At 34.2% G+C, this 21,709-nt stretch carries 15 protein-coding genes and 2 pseudogenes; 5 read left to right on the forward strand and 12 right to left on the reverse strand.

Annotation, left to right across the window (positions count from 1 at the left end; all coding sequences use genetic code 11):
• Nucleotides 1–819: 819 nt before the first annotated feature.
• From F6K06_RS30180 to F6K06_RS30200, 5 genes are all read right to left on the reverse strand, one after another.
• Entirely contained in the window at nucleotides 820–1,770 is a 951-nt protein-coding gene (locus F6K06_RS30180) for a calcium/sodium antiporter (RefSeq protein ID WP_124144673.1), read from the reverse strand.
• 58 nt (nucleotides 1,771–1,828) lie between these two features.
• Nucleotides 1,829–3,076, reverse strand: coding sequence for an FkbM family methyltransferase (locus F6K06_RS30185; RefSeq protein ID WP_124144674.1), 1,248 nt, complete (start codon nucleotides 3,074–3,076; stop codon nucleotides 1,829–1,831).
• A gap of 780 nt (nucleotides 3,077–3,856) precedes the next feature.
• Complete coding sequence (locus F6K06_RS30190; RefSeq protein ID WP_124144698.1) at nucleotides 3,857–4,492, reverse strand: DnaJ domain-containing protein; 636 nt, start codon at nucleotides 4,490–4,492, stop codon at nucleotides 3,857–3,859.
• A gap of 286 nt (nucleotides 4,493–4,778) precedes the next feature.
• Nucleotides 4,779–5,375 (reverse strand): ATP-dependent Clp protease proteolytic subunit, encoded by a 597-nt coding sequence (locus tag F6K06_RS30195; RefSeq protein ID WP_124144675.1) that lies wholly within the window; start codon nucleotides 5,373–5,375, stop codon nucleotides 4,779–4,781.
• A 38-nt stretch (nucleotides 5,376–5,413) separates the two neighbouring features.
• The gene (locus F6K06_RS30200) at nucleotides 5,414–6,103 is read right to left on the reverse strand and encodes an ATP-dependent Clp protease proteolytic subunit (protein ID WP_124144676.1); all 690 of its coding nucleotides are present in this window, start codon (nucleotides 6,101–6,103) and stop codon (nucleotides 5,414–5,416) included.
• 446 nt (nucleotides 6,104–6,549) lie between these two features.
• Here F6K06_RS30200 and F6K06_RS30205 point away from each other — a divergent pair, with 446 nt between their 5' ends.
• The 5 genes from F6K06_RS30205 to F6K06_RS30225 all read left to right on the forward strand — a co-directional run bounded on the left by F6K06_RS30205 (nucleotide 6,550) and on the right by F6K06_RS30225 (nucleotide 11,109).
• Nucleotides 6,550–6,654 (forward strand): helix-turn-helix domain-containing protein, encoded by a 105-nt coding sequence (locus F6K06_RS30205; RefSeq protein WP_240038921.1) that lies wholly within the window; start codon nucleotides 6,550–6,552, stop codon nucleotides 6,652–6,654.
• 54 nt (nucleotides 6,655–6,708) lie between these two features.
• On the forward strand, nucleotides 6,709–6,909 hold the full coding sequence (locus tag F6K06_RS30210) for a hypothetical protein (protein WP_240038922.1): 201 nt from the start codon (nucleotides 6,709–6,711) through the stop codon (nucleotides 6,907–6,909).
• 421 nt (nucleotides 6,910–7,330) lie between these two features.
• Complete coding sequence (locus tag F6K06_RS34380; protein ID WP_338043172.1) at nucleotides 7,331–7,549, forward strand: zinc ribbon domain-containing protein; 219 nt, start codon at nucleotides 7,331–7,333, stop codon at nucleotides 7,547–7,549.
• Nucleotides 7,550–7,735: 186 nt separating this feature from the next.
• A complete protein-coding gene (locus F6K06_RS30220; protein WP_287244623.1) occupies nucleotides 7,736–8,974 on the forward strand; it encodes a VWA domain-containing protein in 1,239 nt (412 codons plus the stop codon).
• Between the two features lie 638 nt (nucleotides 8,975–9,612).
• On the forward strand, nucleotides 9,613–11,109 hold the full coding sequence (locus tag F6K06_RS30225; protein ID WP_287244625.1) for a cyclic nucleotide-binding domain-containing protein: 1,497 nt from the start codon (nucleotides 9,613–9,615) through the stop codon (nucleotides 11,107–11,109).
• Nucleotides 11,110–11,984: 875 nt separating this feature from the next.
• On the opposite strand, the gene F6K06_RS30230 is transcribed toward F6K06_RS30225, so the two are convergent.
• The 7 genes and pseudogenes from F6K06_RS30230 to F6K06_RS30260 form a co-directional block, all read right to left on the reverse strand.
• A complete protein-coding gene (locus tag F6K06_RS30230; protein ID WP_124144680.1) occupies nucleotides 11,985–12,659 on the reverse strand; it encodes a J domain-containing protein in 675 nt (224 codons plus the stop codon).
• Nucleotides 12,660–13,184: 525 nt separating this feature from the next.
• Nucleotides 13,185–13,340 (reverse strand): annotated as a pseudogene (locus tag F6K06_RS30235) (zinc ribbon domain-containing protein); the annotation flags it as partial.
• 32 nt (nucleotides 13,341–13,372) lie between these two features.
• A complete protein-coding gene (gene cysK / locus F6K06_RS30240; protein WP_124144681.1) occupies nucleotides 13,373–14,335 on the reverse strand; it encodes a cysteine synthase A in 963 nt (320 codons plus the stop codon).
• 1,412 nt (nucleotides 14,336–15,747) lie between these two features.
• Nucleotides 15,748–17,643 (reverse strand): iron uptake porin, encoded by a 1,896-nt coding sequence (locus F6K06_RS30245; RefSeq protein ID WP_287244628.1) that lies wholly within the window; start codon nucleotides 17,641–17,643, stop codon nucleotides 15,748–15,750.
• Nucleotides 17,644–18,451: 808 nt separating this feature from the next.
• Complete coding sequence (locus tag F6K06_RS30250) at nucleotides 18,452–20,086, reverse strand: HD domain-containing phosphohydrolase (protein ID WP_287245281.1); 1,635 nt, start codon at nucleotides 20,084–20,086, stop codon at nucleotides 18,452–18,454.
• A 356-nt stretch (nucleotides 20,087–20,442) separates the two neighbouring features.
• The gene (locus tag F6K06_RS30255; RefSeq protein ID WP_124144685.1) at nucleotides 20,443–20,724 is read right to left on the reverse strand and encodes a 4a-hydroxytetrahydrobiopterin dehydratase; all 282 of its coding nucleotides are present in this window, start codon (nucleotides 20,722–20,724) and stop codon (nucleotides 20,443–20,445) included.
• Nucleotides 20,725–21,551: 827 nt separating this feature from the next.
• Nucleotides 21,552–21,709, reverse strand: a pseudogene (locus tag F6K06_RS30260) (photosystem II protein D2); the annotation flags it as partial.

Here is a 21,709-nt window from a genome sequence, read left to right on the forward strand (position 1 = left end):
CGGCAGCTATATCGCGAAGCGTGATAGAGAAACTTTGGCAATTTTTGGAGATGTCTATTGGTAAGGTAAGTTCCGGCAACTGATGATTTGCGTTGGCGGAGCCTAGCGGCAGCTATATCGCTTCTTACACCATACTATCAGTCTAAATACTTACTCAACTTTTACCATCTTTGCATACTACATTTTGTCGTGCGGAATGTGGGTTTTAGTACTACAGACATAGATAAATAAATTTACCTGTTCGCGGAGCGTTGCCTCAGCAAATCGCTCCCAATTATTTGTAACATTCTTTTTTCAAATTGGTATAGCAATGTGCGCTCAGGTATTTACAATGTCCAGCTCAAAGTGCAGTCTAGAACAGGTCTACAAAAAATAATGTGTAAATATGCCAGCGCACATTGCTATATTAAAAATTTTTAGGTAGAAAAATTGCTGAGAGTCAATCTAGATAAGGGAATTACGTCAATGCGATAAAAATGCCTATAACTCTTGGTAATTAAGGATTTATGCCTTTTTGACGTAAAAGCCTTTTCCTGTCTATATTTGAGCCTATTTTCTACTTCTATTTTGTGTAAAGTCCCAATAGAATATCTGTATTAAGAGAAAATAATTTTGTGATTAGTGTATAACTAAAACTTTTACTATACCATGTCCGTTTAATTATTGATAAAAAAAATTCTTCTCCTAAATACCTTCTTTCTCCCTCCAGACTCCAGACTCCAGACTCCTCCCTAATTATTTATAACTGTTCATCCGAACATAATATTACTCGCTATTGTTCCAGGAATTACAAATTCAAGTATTGAAGTTCGGAGGATGTCAAACTAACCCAAATATATTGCCAATAAACCACCCGTAGAATAGGAAAAATATTAATCCTTCCCAACGAGTTACTTGTTTATCTTGAGTGACAAAAAAGAACATAATTGTTCCTGCTAATAAAACCAATAACCCACCACCAATAAGATCTTCAGGAATTTCTAAATTGCCGATTAGTCCTGGTATTCCTAGTACCATCAATGAGTTGAAAATGTTAGAACCTAAAACATTTCCTACGGCAATTTCTGGGCGACCTTTTTTAGCAGCAGAAATAGTAACTATTAACTCTGGCAATGAAGTACCAAGAGCAACTGCACTTAAAGCAATTAATTCCTTAGCAATCTCGAGTATCTTAGAGATTTTAGTAACTGATTCAATTGTATAAGTTGCACCCAAAAATACAAATAATGAACTAATAACCAAAATGGCTATTTGTTTGGTTGGTAAAATTTTCTTTGAGTTTCTATTTCCATCTTTTTCTAACTCTTGTTCTTCCTTACCACTACTAATAGTGTATAAAACATAGACAACATATCCCAAAATACAAATAATAGCTTCATTTTTAGAAAAATTATTATCTAAAACTGTTAAACCTAATAAAAAAGCTGAACCAACAAATAGTGGTAAATCTACATTAATTAGTTCATATTGTATCCTTAAAGGACTGCTGATCAATGATGCAGTACCAATAATCAAGAAAATATTAGCAATATTGGAACCAACCACATTACCAAAAACAATTTCAGAGGAGTTTTGGTATACAGCGATAATAGATGATACTAACTCTGGTAGAGAGGTTCCTACTGATACTATTGTTACCCCTACTAAAAAAGGAGAAATTCCTAAAGATATACCTATTTTTTCTGCTGCATCTGTAAAGAAGTCAGAAGCTTTAATCAGAACGAATAAGCTGACTATAAATATTACGATCCAGACAATTAAGTTTGGCATTAGTTTCTTCTTTCCATTTACATATATTATATATTTGTCGCCAATCTAAATTGAAGTTTTAGTGAGTATATTTAATATAGAAGTTGACATATCTTCCATGATCGAATGCTTTAACTGTTTGATAGTTGACTGCTGCTAAAAATTTCCTAAAATCCTTGATATTATTTTTGGCAACTTCAACTAACATATCAGGTCGATAGCTAGATATCAAATTTTTTGCTCCTTCCAACACATCTATTTCTTTGCCCTGTACATCAATTTTGATGAAGTCTACTTTTTCAGTAATTATTTCATCTAAAGGAACAACTACTAATTCTTGACCATTGATAATTTTATTGTCAATTTCTGTTAAAAATAAATCTTTAGCAGGATGTTCTTTTATGAAAGATTTACCACGATTTTTACCAATAGCGTAGCCTAATTTAGATAAGTCAATATTGCCGACTTGGTTAATTGAGATATGCCTCTTCAAAGCTGCAATAATTTCTGGATGAAATTCTATGGGAATAATTTTTGCTGCTTGAATAATTTTACCAAAGTATACTAAATGATTGCCTGTATTTGCTCCAACATCAACAATAACTGGAGCTGTTGATTTGAGGTTTTGTCTAATAAATTCTAGCTCGGCTAATTCATAAAAACTTCCACCTACATTAGCAATTTCTACGGCTAGATTTTTTCCTGTTATTTCAAATTTTATGAGGGTGTTTTGATAATTGAATGAAACTAGATTGTCTCCTTTGAGTAACTTATCAACTAAAGTTAACCAAACTTTAGCTACTTGATAATTAGGATTAATTTCTAATGCTCGGCTGAATTCTGATTTAGCTTCCAAAAGTTTATCTTGTCTAATTAGTAAATTACCGATCGCTTGATGAGCTTGAAAACTTTTGGGCGATATTTCTAAGGCACGATGAAAGTAATTTAGTGCTTGATCAAATTTGCCTTGTTGAACTAGACTATTGCCAATATTTCCATAAAATTCTAGGGCAGAATCTGGTTTGAGTTCTGCTAATTTTTGCCAATAAATAATAGCTTCGTCTAATTGATTTAACTCTTGTGTAATTTTGGCTAAGAGATAAAGTAGAGATATATTATTTGGCTCTATGGAAAAAGCATATTTATAGAATTGACTTGCTTCATCTAGTTTGCCCTGGTTTTGCTCTATTAAACCTAAGTTAATTAGGGTGGGTACATGATTACTATCAGACTTGAGTATGTCAATATATATTGACTCTGCTTCTTTTAGTTTTCCTTCTTTTTGTAGATTTATAGCTTTTTGGAAAGCTTGATTTATGTCTGTCATTGTTAGTTTTTTTGATAATTTTTTTGATTTTTAAACAGAATAGGTTAAATATTTTTTCTTGTTTCCTCCTAATATTGTCAAAATCAAGGAATATGAACCTATTAATTAATATAGATTATTTGTTTTGATGTGTATAGTAATCCTAAGTCACTTGTAGAAAATTTAGGCACGGATATTAGAGAAAAAATTTTGAAACCTTTAAGCCTATTCTCTGCCCCCTTTTTCTTAATTTATTATTAGTTTTGATGTGTATACCAATACTAAGTTACTTGGATAAAATTTAGGCACAATTATATTAGAGAAAAAACTTGAAACCTTTACTTTAAACCTATTTTCTGCTCCCTTTTTCTCAAATATGTTTCATATAACAAATATTGAGTTGGTGTTTGACTTATGCGAGTCTATCCCAGTAATAAGATTTTTGCTAAAAACCCTAAAGATTTTGAGAGTTAAAAACGAAAAATCAAGGTTTTCAAACAAATTTTACTTAAACAAATAACCCTGTTAAAAATAGTGGGATAGGTTCGCTGATTATAAGTCTTATACAAGGAAATGTTTTTCTCCCTGTTGCCTGCTATACAATCCAAACTAGGATAGTTATCTTAACCAAAAACTATAGTCATTCTGAATAAGACTAGAACACTTTTTTAGCTGAAACTCTTTCAAGGTAAGAAACCTTTGTCTCAATCTTAACTGGAATGACTATAAATAAATATTCGTGTATATATCCAATAAAAAAACTTGGTACATTATACAACTATTGGTCGAATATGCAAATAATTAATAAATTTTTTCTAATTGACGAAAATCACGCTCTACTTCAGACCAGAGAGCACGGTTATGAGGGTCTGTTTTTAGTGCTTTCTTAAGATAGTTTCTAGCTTTATCCAGTTGCCTTTCTCCAATGAGGTGACGTGCCCAACGTTGATAGGCGATCGCTTGCCATTGTCGTACTTCCCAATCTTGAGGCATTCTTTGAGCCAAACCTTCTACTACAGCGATCGCTCGAGGATATCTTTTATATTTTAATAATTGCTGTAAATGTAAATAATAATTTTGCTTAAGTTGTTTTTCTGCTTCCGATAAGTGGGATTCACTTTTCTGTTGATTCGACTTACGAGTTACTTTAACTTTTGTTTGCTTTGAGGGCGAAGTTTGTGGAGATTTAGTTTCTGGTTTGGAATTATTTTTTGTTGATTTGACAGTATAATTGTATGGTAATTCTGTTTGAGTAGGAGCAATTTTCAACAAGATTTTGTAAGCTTCTGTAACTGCAATAAATTTATCTTTAGCTTGCCGGTCGGGGTTAACATCTGGATGATATAGCCGTGCTAGTCGTCGATAAGAAGCCTTAACTTCTCCCAAACTAGCTCCTATATTTAACCCTAATTGTCGATAATAATCTGCAATATCCATATTTTTTTTTACAGACAATAAAGTAGGCTGAATATTAAGTAGTTGTGTCAAATCAATTACACATTAATTTTGGACATTCTCAAGAATTTAGACAAATTTCTGTTCAATCTATTTTGCCTACCTACTTAATTCACCCTACTGGAATGACATACCTAATTTTGTGCCTTAGATTATTGGGGTTGGGGCGGGTTCATCTAATTGGTTAATACTCTTTAATTTAACGTGGAAACCGCCCCTACTATTGCAACATTTTTAGGTATGTCAAGCCACTACTAACTACTAATTTTTAGTTTTGACGTTCATCAATTACTTGGTCAATTAGACCATATTCTTTTGCTTCTTCAGCAGACATAAAATAGTCTCGATCGGTATCTTTTTCTATCTTTTCTAAAGATTGACCCGTACATTCTACAAGCATATTATTTAACTGCGACCTAACACGCAAAATTTCCTTAGCTTCTATTTCAATATCTGTTGCTTGACCACGAGTACCGCCCATTGGTTGGTGAATCATAATTCTGGAGTTAGGCAAAGCTAGTCTTTTACCTTTCGTACCAGCAGCTAATAGAAAAGAACCCATAGAAGCAGCTAAACCTAAGCAGATAGTAATTACATCTGATTTGATGTACTTCATTGTATCGTATATGGCCAAACCTGCAGTTACAGAACCACCAGGAGAGTTGATATAAAGATAAATGGGCTTATTTGGGTCGTCAGAATCTAGATACAACATATAGGCCACGATTCTATTAGCTAGTCCATCTGTAACTTCTTGACCCAGAAAAATAATTCTTTCCTGACCGAGACGGGTGTAAATATCTATCCATCTCTCATACTGACTGCCAGGAAGACGATAAGGAACGCTAGGAACACCTATAGGCATAATTTTTTGACCTTTGATTTTTTGATTTTATTGAAAACTTAAACAGCAGCGGGTAGTGGTTTTGGTAGTTCTTTTCTACTTGCTAAAACTTGGTCTATCAGACCATATTCTTTAGCTATTTCGGGAGTCATATAAAGCATTCTATCTGTATCTTTAGCAATCTTTTCTACTGATTGACCCGTATTTTTAGAAAGAATATTTAAAAAAGTTGTCTTATTAGCTAAAACTTCTTTTGCCCTAATCGAAATATCTGTTGCTTGACCTCTCGCTCCTGTTTTAGCTTGATTAAGAACTATGGTAGCATGAGGTAAACTTGCCCTATATCCTTTTGTTCCTGCCGACAAAATCATTGCTGCTGTACCCATAGCTTGACCAATACATATTGTATGAATTGGTGGTTTAACGTAACTCATGGTGTCACAAATAGCAAATGCTTCTGTTTCAAAACCAATTGCATCTCCTGTATACCAAGAAGTACCAGTAGAATTGATATAAAAATAAATTGGTTTTTCTGGATTATCAAATTGTAGATAAAGTAGTTGAGCAATAATTAATTGGGTAACATCAATACCTACATTTCTTTTTACTTCATCTGATGAAAAAAGCGGTAACCCTAAATAAACGATTCGTTCTTTTAACATTAAAGATTCTAAATCAGGGGGTGGTGTCCGAAAAGAGGTGTCTCCGTAGTAACTCCCTGCTTGAACTGCTTTTATTTGTGAGTTCATTAGATAATTCCTAGCAATAATTGTACTATCTTTAAATTATGTTAGCGTGCTGTAGAGTTATTGTAGCGGGTATGATTGATATTAGTCATGGTCTTAAATTTAGTGATAATATTCTGAAATATTGCTACCAAAAACAATTTTTTTTGTCTAGGTGTGGATTTTACCATAATTATTTGGCAAAAATGGCGTATTTACCATTAATTATATTAATTGAGTAATATAGTTAGCAGAGATTGGGTTTCTTGTTGAGATACAGACTCGATTGTCATTAACTTTTTGAGAAACCTAGTTTTTATGTATTCAAATCGAAATTTTTCCCTATCAAAAATGGAGCGAGTGAGGACTCCCGGTACAATCTCCAATTTACCGGGATATGAATCGCGACAAAGCAAACAATAAGCACTCCATTGAGATAGATTGAGATAGAATGATGATCAAATTGGGACATGATAACACTAACCTACGAATTTAAGTTAACTCCCTCTCAGCAACAGATTGCCATCATAGAAGATATGCTGGCGGTCATCAGAAAGGTGTGGAATTATGCCTGAAGAGAGCGAAAAGACTGGATTAACAGTAGGAAATGTGCAGTTAACTGTTGTTCATTGCATCAAGAGTACATAATTCCTGCGGATGCACCTTACCCTAACTACAACAGACAAGAGGCCAACTTAACAAAAGCTAAGAAAGCTAACTCAGAACTCAAAAGAACAAATGCCCAAGTCTTACAGCAAGTTATCAAGACTTTAGAAAGAGCATTTAGCAACATGAAACAGCAGGGCGATAAAATAATGAATAATGAATAATGAATAATGAATAATTAAAGAATTCAGCAATATTTGCTTCCCCTTGAAATGGGAAAAAATGAAATTTTTCCTGGAGCTTCAATCCTCTCCCTTTGAGGAAGAGGTAATTATTAATTGTTAATTGTTAATTGTTAATTGCTGAAGGATACCCCTGCTTCTGGACACCCATTAGGGATTGATATTGGACTTGATAAATTCTTAGCAACAACTGAATTGTGAATTGATTGAACGTCCAAAATTTTTAACCAAACTACACAGTAAGCTGAAATTGCTACAACGTAGATTAAAGTTAAAAACATCCAGTTCAGCAAATCGACATCAACTTAACAAAAAGATTGCCAGACTTCACCAAAAAATTTTAGACACCTGAAAAGACTTTCACTTTCTTTTAGATGCAGGGTTAGGTCAGTTCTTCAGTATCTTGGCTTGGGTATGCAAGAAACGAGGGGTTTATTTTGGCCAGGTAGACTACAGATATACCAGTCAAATTTGTCCAAATTGTGGATCCCATACAGTTAAAAAAGACCTGTCTGAGCGTATTCATAAATGTCGTGAATGTCACTACGAAATCAATCGTGATGTGGCAGCAGCAAAAGTGATTTGTCATCGAGGTGTTACTGCGGCCGAGTGCAGATCGTAGAGCAAATTGACGCTCGTTGGCGTACTGTCGGGGACTGGCAACAGTCTAGATAAGTGCCACTCAAGCAGTAAACCTAAATCGTGAGGTTTGGGAATCTCCGGTTATAATCTTTAGATTTAACAGGAGAGGATGTCAAATTTGTGGATATATCCTGAAATAAGTAGTAGTAAAATTTCTAGTATATTTATGAAAGTTAATCTACATTCGGTTCTTAACGATACCAATATTGATGCCACTCAATCTTCATCTCAACGTCAACTGGCCATATCTATTTCGGCTCTAGCTGATGAGCTAGAAAGAACTGTACCACTAAACCTATGTTTGATTTTAGACCATAGTGGTTCTATGGAAGGAAGACCGCTGGAAACTGTCAAACAAGCAGCAGGACAACTTGTAGATAAATTGAAGGAGGGCGATCGCCTTTCAATTGTTGCTTTTGACCATAGAGCTAAAGTGATTGTTTCTAATCAAATTATTAATGACCCTGGTAGTATTAAGCGTGAGATTAACAAGTTAAGATCCTCTGGTGGTACAGCTATTGATGAGGGTTTGAAATTAGGAATAGAGGAGTTAGATAAAGGTCAAAAAGATGCTATTTCCCAGGCTTTTATATTAACTGATGGGGATAATGAACATGGGGATAATGACCGTTGTCTTAAGTTAGCAAAGTTGGCTACTGATTATAGTATGACTCTAAATTCCCTGGGGTTTGGTGATGATTGGAATCAAGATGTTCTGGAAAAAATAGCTGATGCAGGTGGGGGGACTCTTGCTTATATTCAACGTCCAGAACAGGCAATAGAGGAATTTGGTAGACTGTTTAATCGGATTCAATCTGTGGGACTTACTAATTCTTATTTGCGATTATCTTTGATGCCTAGAGTTAGATTAGCAGAACTTAAACCTATTGCACAAGTAGCACCAGATACTATTGAGTTGCCCGTACAAAAAGAGAACGACCGCTTTATGGTCAGACTGGGAGATTTAATGAAAGATGTAGAAAGAGTAGTTCTAGTTAATCTTTATATTGGGCAATTACCTGAGGGAAAACAAGCGATCGTTCAATTACAAGTTCGTTATGATGACCCTGCTCAAAGTAAGGAAGATTTACTTTCTGAACCTATATTAGTTGAAGCTAATGTTACGGAAAAATATCAGCCTCAAATTAATTCGGAAGTACAAAATCATATTTTAGCTTTAGCAAAATATAGGCAAACTCAAATAGCTGAAACAAAATTGCAACAAGGCGATCGAGCTGGTGCTGCTACAATGTTACAAACTGCTGCTAAAACAGCATTACAAATGGGAGATACAGGAGCAGCAACTGTTTTACAAACCAGTGCGACTCGTTTACAAGATGGAGAGGAACTTTCTGAATCAGACCGGAAAAAAACTAGAATTGTTTCCAAAACAATTTTAAAGTAAAGGATACTTTTTGATTAGTTTAGCCAGGGAGTTTTTCCCTGGTAAATAATTAAATTTTATCTAGATAACTATAATTTTATTTATCAGAAATTATCCGAATATAATATTGAAAATTAAGCTTTAAAGCCTCTGTATAGCTGTGCCACTGGCTGTAACTCTACAAGTATAAACAAGATAAATTTTTCCTTTTCGCCAATCCTCTTGTTTTCAATTAGACTCAATCAAAACATCTAGTTCTTCCATCTATAAGTTCCATAACTTCTCTATCAGTTTCTCACATATGATTCCTGATTACTATATATAAATAACTATTATTTGGTGAATCTTCATCAACCCACTAAAATAATAATTAAAAATTTAAATTCATTTCAAAAATTTAGCGTTAACTTATTTTAGATGAAATAGTAACAATTGAAATGCAAACTTTTCAGTGTCTTATTCTCTAAAACCTATATGTACTTAATAAAGTCGCCAACTACTATACAGCACTTTGCAGAACAATTAGGTACAATGTTCAAAGCAATAAGCAAAGATAAAAATGAAACCTTATTATTTACTCAATGCTATTACTGTAACAATTAGTCGTGCAAAAGGCTGTAAGTTTTTGTTCTGGAAGTAAAAATAGTTTTACAACAAGTATGAATTGGATTTTTTTACAAGGGAAAGAATGGTTTCAAAACTTATCTAGATCATTAACAACTCCACTTTTTTATATTGGAGATAATCATCTTTCTATAAGTGCTATTGTCAGACTAATTCTATTAGGTGTAGCAGTCTTAATTATTGCTCGTGCTATTGGAGAAGGAATCAAGAGATTACTACTAACTCGTATGGGTTTAGACCGGGGTAATCGAGAAGCGATCGCCTCAGTTATTATCTATATAATCGCCATTTTAGGAATTTTAATTGTTTTACAAAGAGCTGGTATAGATTTGAGAACTATTACAGTTTTAGCAGGAGTTTTAGGTATTGGACTTGGCTTTGGATTACAAAATCTTGCTAGTAACTTTATTAGTGGTTTAACACTTTTATTTGAACAACCTATTAAGGTAGGAGATTTTATTGAAGTAGACAATTTATTAGGAACAGTAGAAAATATTTCTATTAGGTCTACAATTGTGCGTACTCTTGACGGCATATTTGTAATTGTACCTAATATAAAATTTGTAGAAAATAATATTATTAACTGGAGTTATAAAGATCCTAAAAGTCGTCTTCGTATGCCAGTTGGAGTTGCTTATGGTAGCGATCCACTGTTAGTAACGGAAGCATTATTAGCTGCTGCTCGGGCAGAAACGAGTGTATTAAACCGTCCTTCTCCTAAAGTATGGTTTAAAGGTTTTGGTGATAGTTCTTTAGATTTTGAGTTATTAGTTTGGATTGACCATCCTCAAGATAGCGATATAATTCAAAGTTCTTTGAATTTTTTAATTGAGCATGAATTGACTCAGCAGGATATAGTTATTCCCTTTCCTCAGAGAGATTTATGGTTAAAAAATCCACAAGATTTGAGTACCTTATTTAACAGTAGTATTTTTACAAAAAATAGCGAAAATAAAGTTTTTTCTCAAAATGGTGTTTCTTCTGAGCAAAAACATAGTAGTTTTCAACAAACTAAAAAATCAGCATTAAAATCACCAAATAATTGGACTTTGCGAGACCTACTCAGAAGAGTCACTTATTTTGAAAGTCTTACTGATTTAAAACTCAGAAAATTAATAGAATATGGTTATAGACAGTTATTTCCTCAAGGGCAAATTATATTTAGAGAAAATGATGTTGGAGATTCTTTTTACATTATTCTTTCTGGTGCTATTGAGGTGATTTCTGAAAAAACTGGTAAATATATTGCAACTCTTCACGAAGGAGAATTTTTTGGTGAAATGTCTTTGTTATTGGGTTCTCCTCGTACAGCTACAGTAAAAACTATTGAAGATTCAATTTTATTTGTAATAGAAAAACATGATTTGCAAAGATTATTAGAAGAATCTCCTAGTTTGGCTACTGATATTTCTCGAAAGCTTTGTGAACGCCGACAGGCATTACAAGAATTAGGATTACTTGATCGTAGTTCTTCAGAAAATACTCCCTTTACTAGGATTAGAAATCGGATTCAAACTCTTTTTGGAATTTAAATAAATTAGGATTCAGGAGTCAGGAGTCAGGAGAAAAGAAATAATACCATATTCTCAAAAACTTTTCTACATTTTCTTGAGTAAGGGAGTGGGGGAGAAGTAAAAATATTGAAGAAGGAGACAGGAGACAGGAGACAGGAGACAGGAGGAAAATTACATGGGGATTCTCACCCCAAGTAATTTTGAACACCGTGTAGACGGTGGGGTATTAAACCCACAAAGAAAATGATAATAGTTCATATTAAATATGCTCAAATTAGCAAAAAATTTATTAGGATAGTTTAATTACTTAATAACTGAAGTGTTACCTAAGTATAGCATTACTTTTGGTAATTGGTATAAGAGGAGAAGGAGAAAGTTTTTTATCACTAATTATCCGGACATGATATTATCGTATAATTCAGTAGTTAGTAGTCAGAAGAAAGGAGAAAAGAGAAAAGAGAAAGGAAGGATGAGAGTGAGAATTATCTAGGGATATTCTGGAATTTTATGTCTACATTAAGTCTACATTAATATAAAGTATAGAGTAGGACAATTGTATAACCGGATTTCATGTTAAATGGAAAAAGTATACATTTCCAGAAACTAACTTTTAGTCTATAAAAAAAATGGCAAAAATTAGAGATAAATTTTCGTAATGAGCTAATATAATATCTAATACTATTGGATCAAAGAATATAGTAATCCTCAACGTAGTTGTGTCAAAAATATCTGAGAGTTAGGAAACGCTTAACTAAAGAAAAGTGATATTGAAATCTAAGATTTATAGCAGTTTCTATCAAGAGCAAGTAGTTATAATCAATATTTTATGATGTGTGATAAATATTTATCAAATTGGTATGACTTTTCCACTCTATCCTCAAGAATAAATAAAGTTATAAAATACCATTTATTCCTGCCTGTGCTTCCTGGCGTAATCTAGAAGCAATTCTAAATAGTTCTTGACCTGTATGTAAATAATAATCATCATAATTTAGAGTAAACAATTCTAAATCTTCTATTCCGTCACTAACCTGATTTAAGCAATAATATAAATGAGCTGCTACTCCTGCCAAATTAGATGGATTTGGCTGAGAACTAAATAAATTATGAGCTTTTTTGAGCAAGCGCCGACAAGTTTCTAAATAATTTTGGAATGATTCCATTAGTTGGTCATCAAACGGATCGGCTGCTAAATAATCAATTTCCTTTTTTAGAGGTTTTAATATTTGAATTATAATTTTGTTAACTGGTTTATAAACCTGATTTAACCATTTTTGTAGATTTTCATCTGCATTATTACCTCTTTTATTTTGCTTATAGTAACTTTGCTTTGTATTAGTATATTTCTGATCGTGTTGATTAAATTGTTGATCATAAGATTTTCTAAGTTGGGGATCGCCCAATACTTCATAAGCTTCATTAATGCTAATAATACGTTCATGGTCTGCTATTTCTGTATTAGCATCTGGGTGAAATAACTTCACTAAACGACGATAAGCTTGTTTAATTTGTCCCTGAGTTGCTGTGGGATTAACATTCAAAGTTTTGTAATAATCACTAGTGACCATAAAATTATTTCTACTCAATATTTACAATAGAATCTAAGTTTTTACATTTCCATTACTTATTTTATTCATTGTTATCAATAATTTACCAATGAAATAAACAAACTTTTAAATTGATAATGATAGATTAAATATTTTAGATTCTAGATAGCAATAGTGAGTAGAAAATTATATAAGGTATTTGAATTTCCCGTAAATATGAATTCTGCTAAATTTTGAACTGGGATTAAATTTGACTTTCCGTTAGGTAGAAGACTAATTATATTTTCTCATCACAATACTTAGTCTTTGCAGAGCTTTAAATAATCCCAAATTAGTCAGGTACTTACAATTCTCATCAAACACTACTACGCAAATATATAGCACTATAGTTTTGAGCACGTATATTGAGGCATTTTGTCAAACTGAAATTCAAATCAACTAATATGCAGAAACTAAGTATTCCTGTTACTTTTTCCTGATGACCTAAATTTGCCAAAAATCTAGTATTGCGTGAATGTGTAAGTCCCACAGTGACATACTCCCACACTAACCATTCGGTATAGTGCGGGCTTCTCGTTTCACGGTCCCGGTCCCCCGTCGGACTCCACGAGCTTTAAGGACGGGATGCCCCACCGCCCTATTTTTTATATTTATTGCGGCATTGAAGTCACGATCTATTACAATGCCACAATGGGGACAAGAATGGGTTCTTAGATTTAGCTAACTAAATATATCTAGCTAACTGCTGTAGCTAGAGTTTGTTCTGGTTCCTGAAATAGTGGAGTACTTAAATAACGCTCCCCAAAACTAGGCTGAATCATTACTATTAATTTACCTTGATTTTCTGGTCGCTGACCTACCTTTATTGCTGCACAAAGAACTGCTCCTGTAGAAATACCTGACAAGATACCTTCCTCTTTAGCTATACGACGACCATAACTAATTGCTTCACTATCAGCAACCTGAACCACTTCATCTATGATATCCAGATTCAGAACAGACGGGACAAAACCTGCTCCTATTCCCTGAATTTTATGAGGTCCAGGTTGTCCACCAGATAAGACTGGACTATTTGAAGGCTCCACAGCGATCGCTTGAAAATCAGACTTTCGTTGCTTAATAGTCTCTGCAATACCTGTAATTGTTCCACCAGTACCAATACCTGCCACCAAAATATCTACTTGGCCATTTGTATCTTCCCATATTTCCAATGCTGTAGTCTGGCGATGAATTTGTGGATTAGCTGGGTTCTGGAACTGTTGTAACATATATGCCTTAGGCGTTGACTCAACTATCTCCTGTGCTTTTGTGATACAACCTTTCATACCTTCACTACCTGGGGTCAAAACCAGTTCTGCTCCGTAGGCGCGTAACATAGAACGACGCTCTAAACTCATCGTTTCTGGCATTGTTAAAATTAACTTGTAACCCCTAGCTGCAGCTACCATTGCTAGAGCAATACCTGTATTTCCAGATGTTGGTTCAACTAATACTGTTTGACCTGGTGTAATCAATCCCTCACGCTCTGCTGCATTAACCATATTAACACCGATGCGGTCCTTGACAGAGGCAGCAGGATTCATTCCTTCTAACTTTACTACTATTCTGGCTACACAACCTTCTGCTTGAGGAATACGATTCAATTGTACTAGAGGTGTGCGACCTACTAATTCAGTAATATTATGAGCAATACGCATGATATTTTTATCCTAAATAGTATGCTGAGGGCTACTTATAATTTGATAGAAAATAATTGTTTATTATGCTAAACTTAAAGTTTATTTGCAGCTAAAGTAAAGTATGTTTTATTTATGTAAAAATACTTTCTACTTTTTTCATGACTTCACATTATTAGCAAAAGTATAAAATTAATTTATATTAAGTTATTTTCTATTTTCTTTTGATAAGTATACCCAATATTAGCTATGATTGCTTGGGTTTATATATATATATATATATCTTATGTACTGAATCTTACAGATTTATATATTTTTTCTTTTTCTTTATGTTCTTCTGAGCATATTGTTTAATCAAAATTATTGAGTTAATCTTCTCTCTTAAAAAACCTTAAAACTAATTTATAAGTTTGTATACTTACTACTAAATAATAAGTTGATTTTTAATCAAATATATTTTCTATTTTTTTTGTTAGTCAATTGGATATACGGATATGGCTAACTTTCTCCATTCTCTCTCGATCCTTTGGAGCTGTGTTCAAGACAGATACGCTGTTGTTAACTTTTATTTACCTCGAAACATAAGTTATAGTAACTGCCAGGGCGATTAGGATAGAGAAGAATCAAAGTTATTAGACCATTTCATAGAGGCGATATAGCTGCGGCTAGCCTCCGCCAACCCTATATTTCTCCTTTATGTCCTAAGCACCTTGGCGACTGCTATAAATTAGTTTTCACATATACTTACTTAAATAATTTACCAAATTTTCAAGACAAAAATTGTAATTATACAACCTTTTTGGGGGTTGCACATTATGGAATTATATTGCCAAAAAATAGTTTAGACTTTGACTAAAAAAAACCTAATATTAATTATTAATTATAGCAATTAATTAATCCAAAATCTTGTTTATCAAAAATCTCAAATCATTCGTCACTGTGCAATGCCCCTTTTTGAGTAGCCCTTAAGAAGATAGTATATAACTACTTGCTAATTTATATATTTATAAATTTTGAATTCAAGCCAACATCAAATCTCATTTAATATCTGTCAATAAAAATAGTTAAAAATAAATTTAGTTTACTGATGTTAATTACCAAAATAAGAAACAGGGAACAGAAATGTAGAGGAATCTGTTTTCAAATAAGTTGTTAATTATTATAGTAGTCGAAGCAAAGAGGGCGGACATATCAAAAGATTAAAACTCAGGCAACACAAGATTTTTTTTCTTCTAGATAACTAACTTTTTCCTCCTTGCTTCTTTTTTCTGCTATATCTATCAGGATAATTTGATAATTCAAGTATAGAATTTTTAACTCTCAGAATTATATGTATGTAGTTTGAGTAATCCTAGATAAATTGCAATAAATAAACTTTTAAAACTTTTAAGGTGTATAGGGTGGAATTCCACCCTAATAACTTCAGCTAATCACTAGAACTGGAATGTAGTCCTGATAGTACCGATAATTAATTCATCATTATCATCATCTTGGTTAGCATTTGTAATTACAGTTACACCAGGAGTAATCGAGATATTATCTGTAACTTGATATTTGTAAAATGCTTCTATGTGCCATGACATATCTTGTCGTAATCCCGATGCCAACCCGTTAGGAACTTGTAGTTCATTCATGTAGGGTTCCCGACCTACAACAATACCACCTAAACTACCTTCCTTAAACAGATCGGGGAAAGCTAAATTTGCTCCATAACTCCATTGTTCAAAATCACCTAAACCAATCAGCTTCCCATCAAGATACATACCAAAGCCATTAATAGTTACCCAATCAGCTGCTCGCCAGGACATTTGTACACCATAAGCATTAGTCGAAACTGGCTGGGCAATATTAACTGAACCTGGTCGGCGGTCATTAAGTTCTGCATTTAAACCAAAGATAGTATTGGCAACACCAGTCCCCACAAAGCCACTGTTTAAACTGCCATTATCCCCTAGACCTGTAGCTGCACCATCATCATATCCAAAATTTCCTGGTCCAAAATAGCCTTTGTTGTAGGTAAGTCCAATTTGGAAATTTTTGATTGGAGTAAAAGTTAGTTGTGCTAATGCAGCATAATCTCCATTAAATAAACCTCTTCCTTCCCGAGGATCTTCACCTTCCGCTGCTAAGTAACCAAAAGATACAGAAAATGGACTATAGACACAAGCATATTGGTCTTTGCAACCAAAATCATACTCAACGCCAAGTCCTTTACCTCCCCCTAAACGATAGATCGGACTCCTTTGACCAAAAGCACTTAAAGAACCACTTCCTCCATCATAATCTTCCATGTAAGGGTTGAGAGTAGGAACAAAATCGTACCAACTTACTTTATTAGCAGCAATAGTTACTCTAATGTTATCCCTGACAGGGAACTTATAGAAAAGTTTATCTAGCTCAACCGTATCATCTGTGAGGTTAAGAACATTAAAAGTTTGCTGTCCCTCAGCCTCAGCTATCTTCTGGTTAAATGCTTGAGCATTACCTGCTTGTAACCTTGTAAATAATAAGTCCTCACCAGAAAAGCTAGTGTTGAAATTCAAACGTACCCTGTATTGAAATACTGTTTGGTCTTCGTCTTGTGTATTATCGTTGAAGGTTCCGTATCGCCCTTGGTCTTCAAAGTTATCAACAAAGGCAAAAATTACTTCACCTCTAAGTTTAGTAGTTGTCGAAAATTGATTGGCCTCTAATTCCGCAGCACGAGCTTCTAGAGCATCAACACGACCCCGCAAAATAGCTAATTCAGCAGAAAATTCTTCTTGTAATCTTTGTAGAATTGCCAGGTCTTCTCTACTTACTGTATCTGCTATGGCAGCTTGTAAGAGTTCAGTAATTCTATCTAAGCAAGCATTAACACCAGCCGCAAATTCAAAACGGGTTAAAGCACGGTTACCTCTATAAGTACCATCCGGATATCCAACAATACATCCATAACGCTCAACTAAGGATTGTAGTGCTTGAAAGGCCCAGTCTGTAGGTTGAACATCAGAAAGTTGAGATACAGAAGTAACTTGGCCTTTTGCTTTTCTTCTATTTCCTCTGTTAAGATTACGAAGACTTGGTTGACGAAGGTTACGACCTTCTCTTCCGTAGCGGTTTATTTGTCTTATGGTCGTTGCTGGTGCATTAGCAACGGAATTAGCTGAATTTGTTCCAGGGACTTGAGCTAATAGTTCAGTTTCCTGTGTTTCTATGCTTGTATCTTGGGACTGAACAACCAGATTTGCTGATTTACTTTCAGTCGCTACAGCGGCTGAGGATGCAACAAGGGTTGCTCCCAAGACTGCTGGACTAAATAGTAGACAATTCCAGAATTTTTTTGACATTTTCCCTCTCATCCTCACACCGATCGCAGAGAGACCATTTGGCTATATTTATCAGTTAATTTTGATTGGTTAGCATAGTTTTAGCTTTGCAACTTCTTGATTATTAAGAAGGAGTTGCAAAGGTGCAAATAGTCTAATTTTTTTTCAGAGTCTAGGTAGCTCTTGGCAGGATTAGACTTACAAGCAATCTTAAAAATACTTCCAATCTTAGAACAAATTTTGAGGTTTGTTCAACTTTATCTACAGCACAAACAGAGCTTTCTGTGAGTTTTACTAAAAATTTAATTTTTAACCCTAAGATTTTTACTTGACACTCCCACCGTTAAATCGCTCGATTATAACGGGGGATTCTTGCTTCACAAACTCTTAACTAGATAACAAATCAAACAAGTTGAGCTGTACCCCTGCCAGACCGTCTCCACAAGCTTTTCTTGCTCCGTCTTTACGCTGAGGAAACCTCAGCGCAGGCGGTGCGCTTTTATTGAACGGTGTGCCCCACCGCTATTAACCCTCTACTATTGATTCACCACCACTTAATTAATTTATAACTTTGAAATCTATGAGGGGCTGTGTGCGTTGGTTTCCCGTGCAATTTTTACGCCCCCTCTAACCGCTAAATCTCGCGATTATAGCGGGAGTCCTCTTTCAAGATTTTTTGATAAATAGATTCGGTAGTTGAGTGACAGGTTATCACAATTTTTTTTTATCAACAACCTCTATACAGAATTTTTTTATTCTGTTAACCATGGCCTAATTAATTTTTGATCTTTGTATCTCTAGTATAAATTTTTGCTTTTTTGAGTGTACCTTATTTGCTGTGTCCTAGTATGGAGAAGACTTCTCGTTGTTCAAATAGTTCCAAGAAGTTGCTATTAATTTTATTCTGTGCTGCTTCATGACGCATAATTCTGAGAGCAACTTCTACAGGCAAACCTTGTTTGTAGGGGCGATCTCCTGCTGTTAAAGCATCATATATATCTGCAATAACCATAATCTGGGCTTGAATAGAAATATCTTTTTGCTTTAGTCCCCTGGGATAACCACTGCCGTCCAATTTTTCATGGTGTCCATAAGCAATTTCTGGAATTTGCTGTAAGTTATTTGTCCAGGGAATCCGCTTCAAAAATTCGTAAGAATGAGTTACATGAGACTCTATAGCTTTTCTTTCTTCAAAAGTCAAGTTACCTCTAGGAACTGCTAGTTGAGCCATTTCCTCCGGTGTAATTAGTGATTTAACTTGACCGTCTATGTCTTTGTAAGTGTAAAGTAATAATTGCTTCAGTTGTTTCAGTGGTTCTTCTGTTGTTATAGTTGGCTCGTTAGCGGTTAATACTATTTGCCAATAGTTATTAAGCTTGGTGATCGCTGTTTCTAGTTCTAAATCCAAATTTTCAATTTTTTGGCATAGAGGACAATTTTCTTGAGTATGTTGTTGAGATATGTCAGATAAATGTCCGAGTAACTGTTTATACTTGGTTTGAGTATGCTCCATCTCCAAGGTACGTTGAGCAACAGAAAACCTTTGCTGAATCAGCTCTAATTGTTGTTCATAAAGTTTTTTACGTTTTGTTAATATTGCTTCTGGGACTCCAATTTTACCGAAATCATGCAGCAAAGCAGCATACCGAACTTCTTTAATTTGCTGCTCGTTAAAGGACACTGCCCATAAAGGCCCGCTGGTAATAGTATTAACTTCTTGACACAAGCTGACTGTCAATTTTGCTACTCGCTCTGAATGACCTGATGTACATAAATCTCTAGCTTCTATTGCTTGTACTGATGCTTTAACAAGGCCATCAAATAGATTTTCAATATTTTCTTGTAAATGATTTCTTTCTATTGATATAGCTGCTTGAGAAGCAAGAGAACTTACTATTCGTTCTTCCCATTGTGAGTATGGCTGAATTAATTCTTGAAAATTCTTCGCTGTTAATACTGCATTTGAGTTAATCTTGCGATTAATTAACTGGAGCACTCCAATTATTTCTTGAGACCTATTTTGCATAGGTAAAACTAACACAGAACAAGTACGATAACCAGTATTTTTGTCGAAGCTTTTGTCAAATTTATAAGGTACACTTAAAGGTAAATTATAGGCATCTGATAAGTTTAAACTTTCACCTGTAAGAGCAACATATCCAGCCAAGCTTTTCGGTGTCATATTGATGGCCAATTCGTGGAAAGAAAAGTCTGGCAAGGAATCGTTTTGGGCTACCTTGAACAATAACCTAGTAGGTTGATTTCCTTTTTTTTCTACTAGATAGACGCTACCTGCATCACTACAAGTTATCTCCCGACTTTTGGATAAAATTAAATGTAAAATATCGCCCAAATCGTAAGTATCTGAAAGGGCAGCACCAATATGTAGTAGCTGCTCTATCAATGATTCTGTGTTCTCGGTAGCAGATTCTTGCATCCACTTGAGAATATTTAGTTGGAACATAATTTAGGGCTATTAACTAGCCTTTATCCTGAACAAACTTAATTACTAATTAATACACTTAACTTTCGGGTAGTAATATAGTTAAAGAAAATTATTTTGAATTTAAAGGCATCAAAATTCTAGTTTTTGCTTGCTTAATTTCAGTTTTAATTAGAAAATTTATTAACTAATAACTCTATTATAAATACTCGGTCAGTTAATCCGTACTAGACTAACTTAAATTGTATCCGCTCAATAAATGGGGGTAGACTACCAGTTGAGAAAATATTTTACGTAATTTGAGGTTTATCTTTTACCGATTCACCCCGGATTATTGAGCTGTTACCTTAAATTTATATCGAACTACGAAAACTAGCTTAGTCTAAAGCAGATATTTGTTTAGCCATGCTAAAATCTTTTTCTGTTAAACTGCCTACATCATGGGTCGTTAAATTAATTATTACTTTATTATAAGATATCTCTATATCAGGATGATGCTGTGATGCCTCGGCTGGATCTACTAATTGATTAACAAAACTAATTGCTTCGACAAAATTTTTAAATATTTTTACGCACTGAAGTTTATTTCCTTCTAGCTTCCAGTCTGATAATTGACTAACACGTTGACTAATTTCTTCTGCACTCAGCAATTTACTCATAAAATTCTCCAAAAACTATCCGCTCTTATCATAAAGTAGTATGTTAGCAAATGCTTTAGTACTACTTCAAGATAAGAGCGGTCTAGCGGGTCACCTTGATTGAAACCTAACTGCTGAGAGAAACCCCAGATCAGCTTAGTTAAAATTTATTTTAACTCCCCTAGAAGGGGAAACAAGCTAGCTACTAGAGTCCAGCCCCAGCACACAGCTGGTATTTTCCAATCTGGTGACCCAAGCGTTTACTACTATCTTGCATGGGCATCACCTCCTTATATCCCTAAACGGTTTTTAATAATCTTTACTATTAATAATAGTAGCACAAAAATTTGAGAATGCAATTGTCTTGTTAATTTTTTTTCTCAGTTCAGGACTTCAATAACTTAATAAGCAAAAATTAAGAGTTTTAGATACAGAGTAATAACCAAAAAAAGGTTGAGAGATTATCTCTATATAAAATAACAAATATGCTAGTTAAAAAAAACAAAAATATAAAGTACATTGCTGGTTTATAAGGTAAAGACTATCCAATCATTTAATGAGTGAATATTATTATTCCGCCACTGTTCATCACTTATAGCGCTGTGCGCAGGCAACAGGCAACAGGCAACAGCTCCGGAAGGGGGAATAAATTGCTGATAATATAAGACTTTTAGCTATTTGGCCCCTCCTGCAATTTGTAAATATACCAGCGCTCATTGCTATAACTTGAAAAGTTCTGTATATACGCTGGATTAAAAAAAGTGCCTAATCTTCCAAAAATAATGGCTCCTACAAACTAACAATGTAGGAGCCATGAAAGGATTTAAAATTTATCCCTTCATAAATTATTACAGAGCGTTACCACGAGGTAATACTTCTTCAGGGAATATAAAGTTTTGATGTGGTTGATCTTGAGGTGCCATCCATGCTCGGATACCCTCGTTCAACAAAATGTTTTTGGTATAAAATGTTTCAAACTCTGGGTCTTCTGCTGCCCGTAACTCTT

Origin of the sequence: Okeania sp. SIO1H4, assembly GCF_010672695.1 — a bacterium.
Taxonomy (GTDB): domain Bacteria; phylum Cyanobacteriota; class Cyanobacteriia; order Cyanobacteriales; family Microcoleaceae; genus Okeania; species Okeania hirsuta.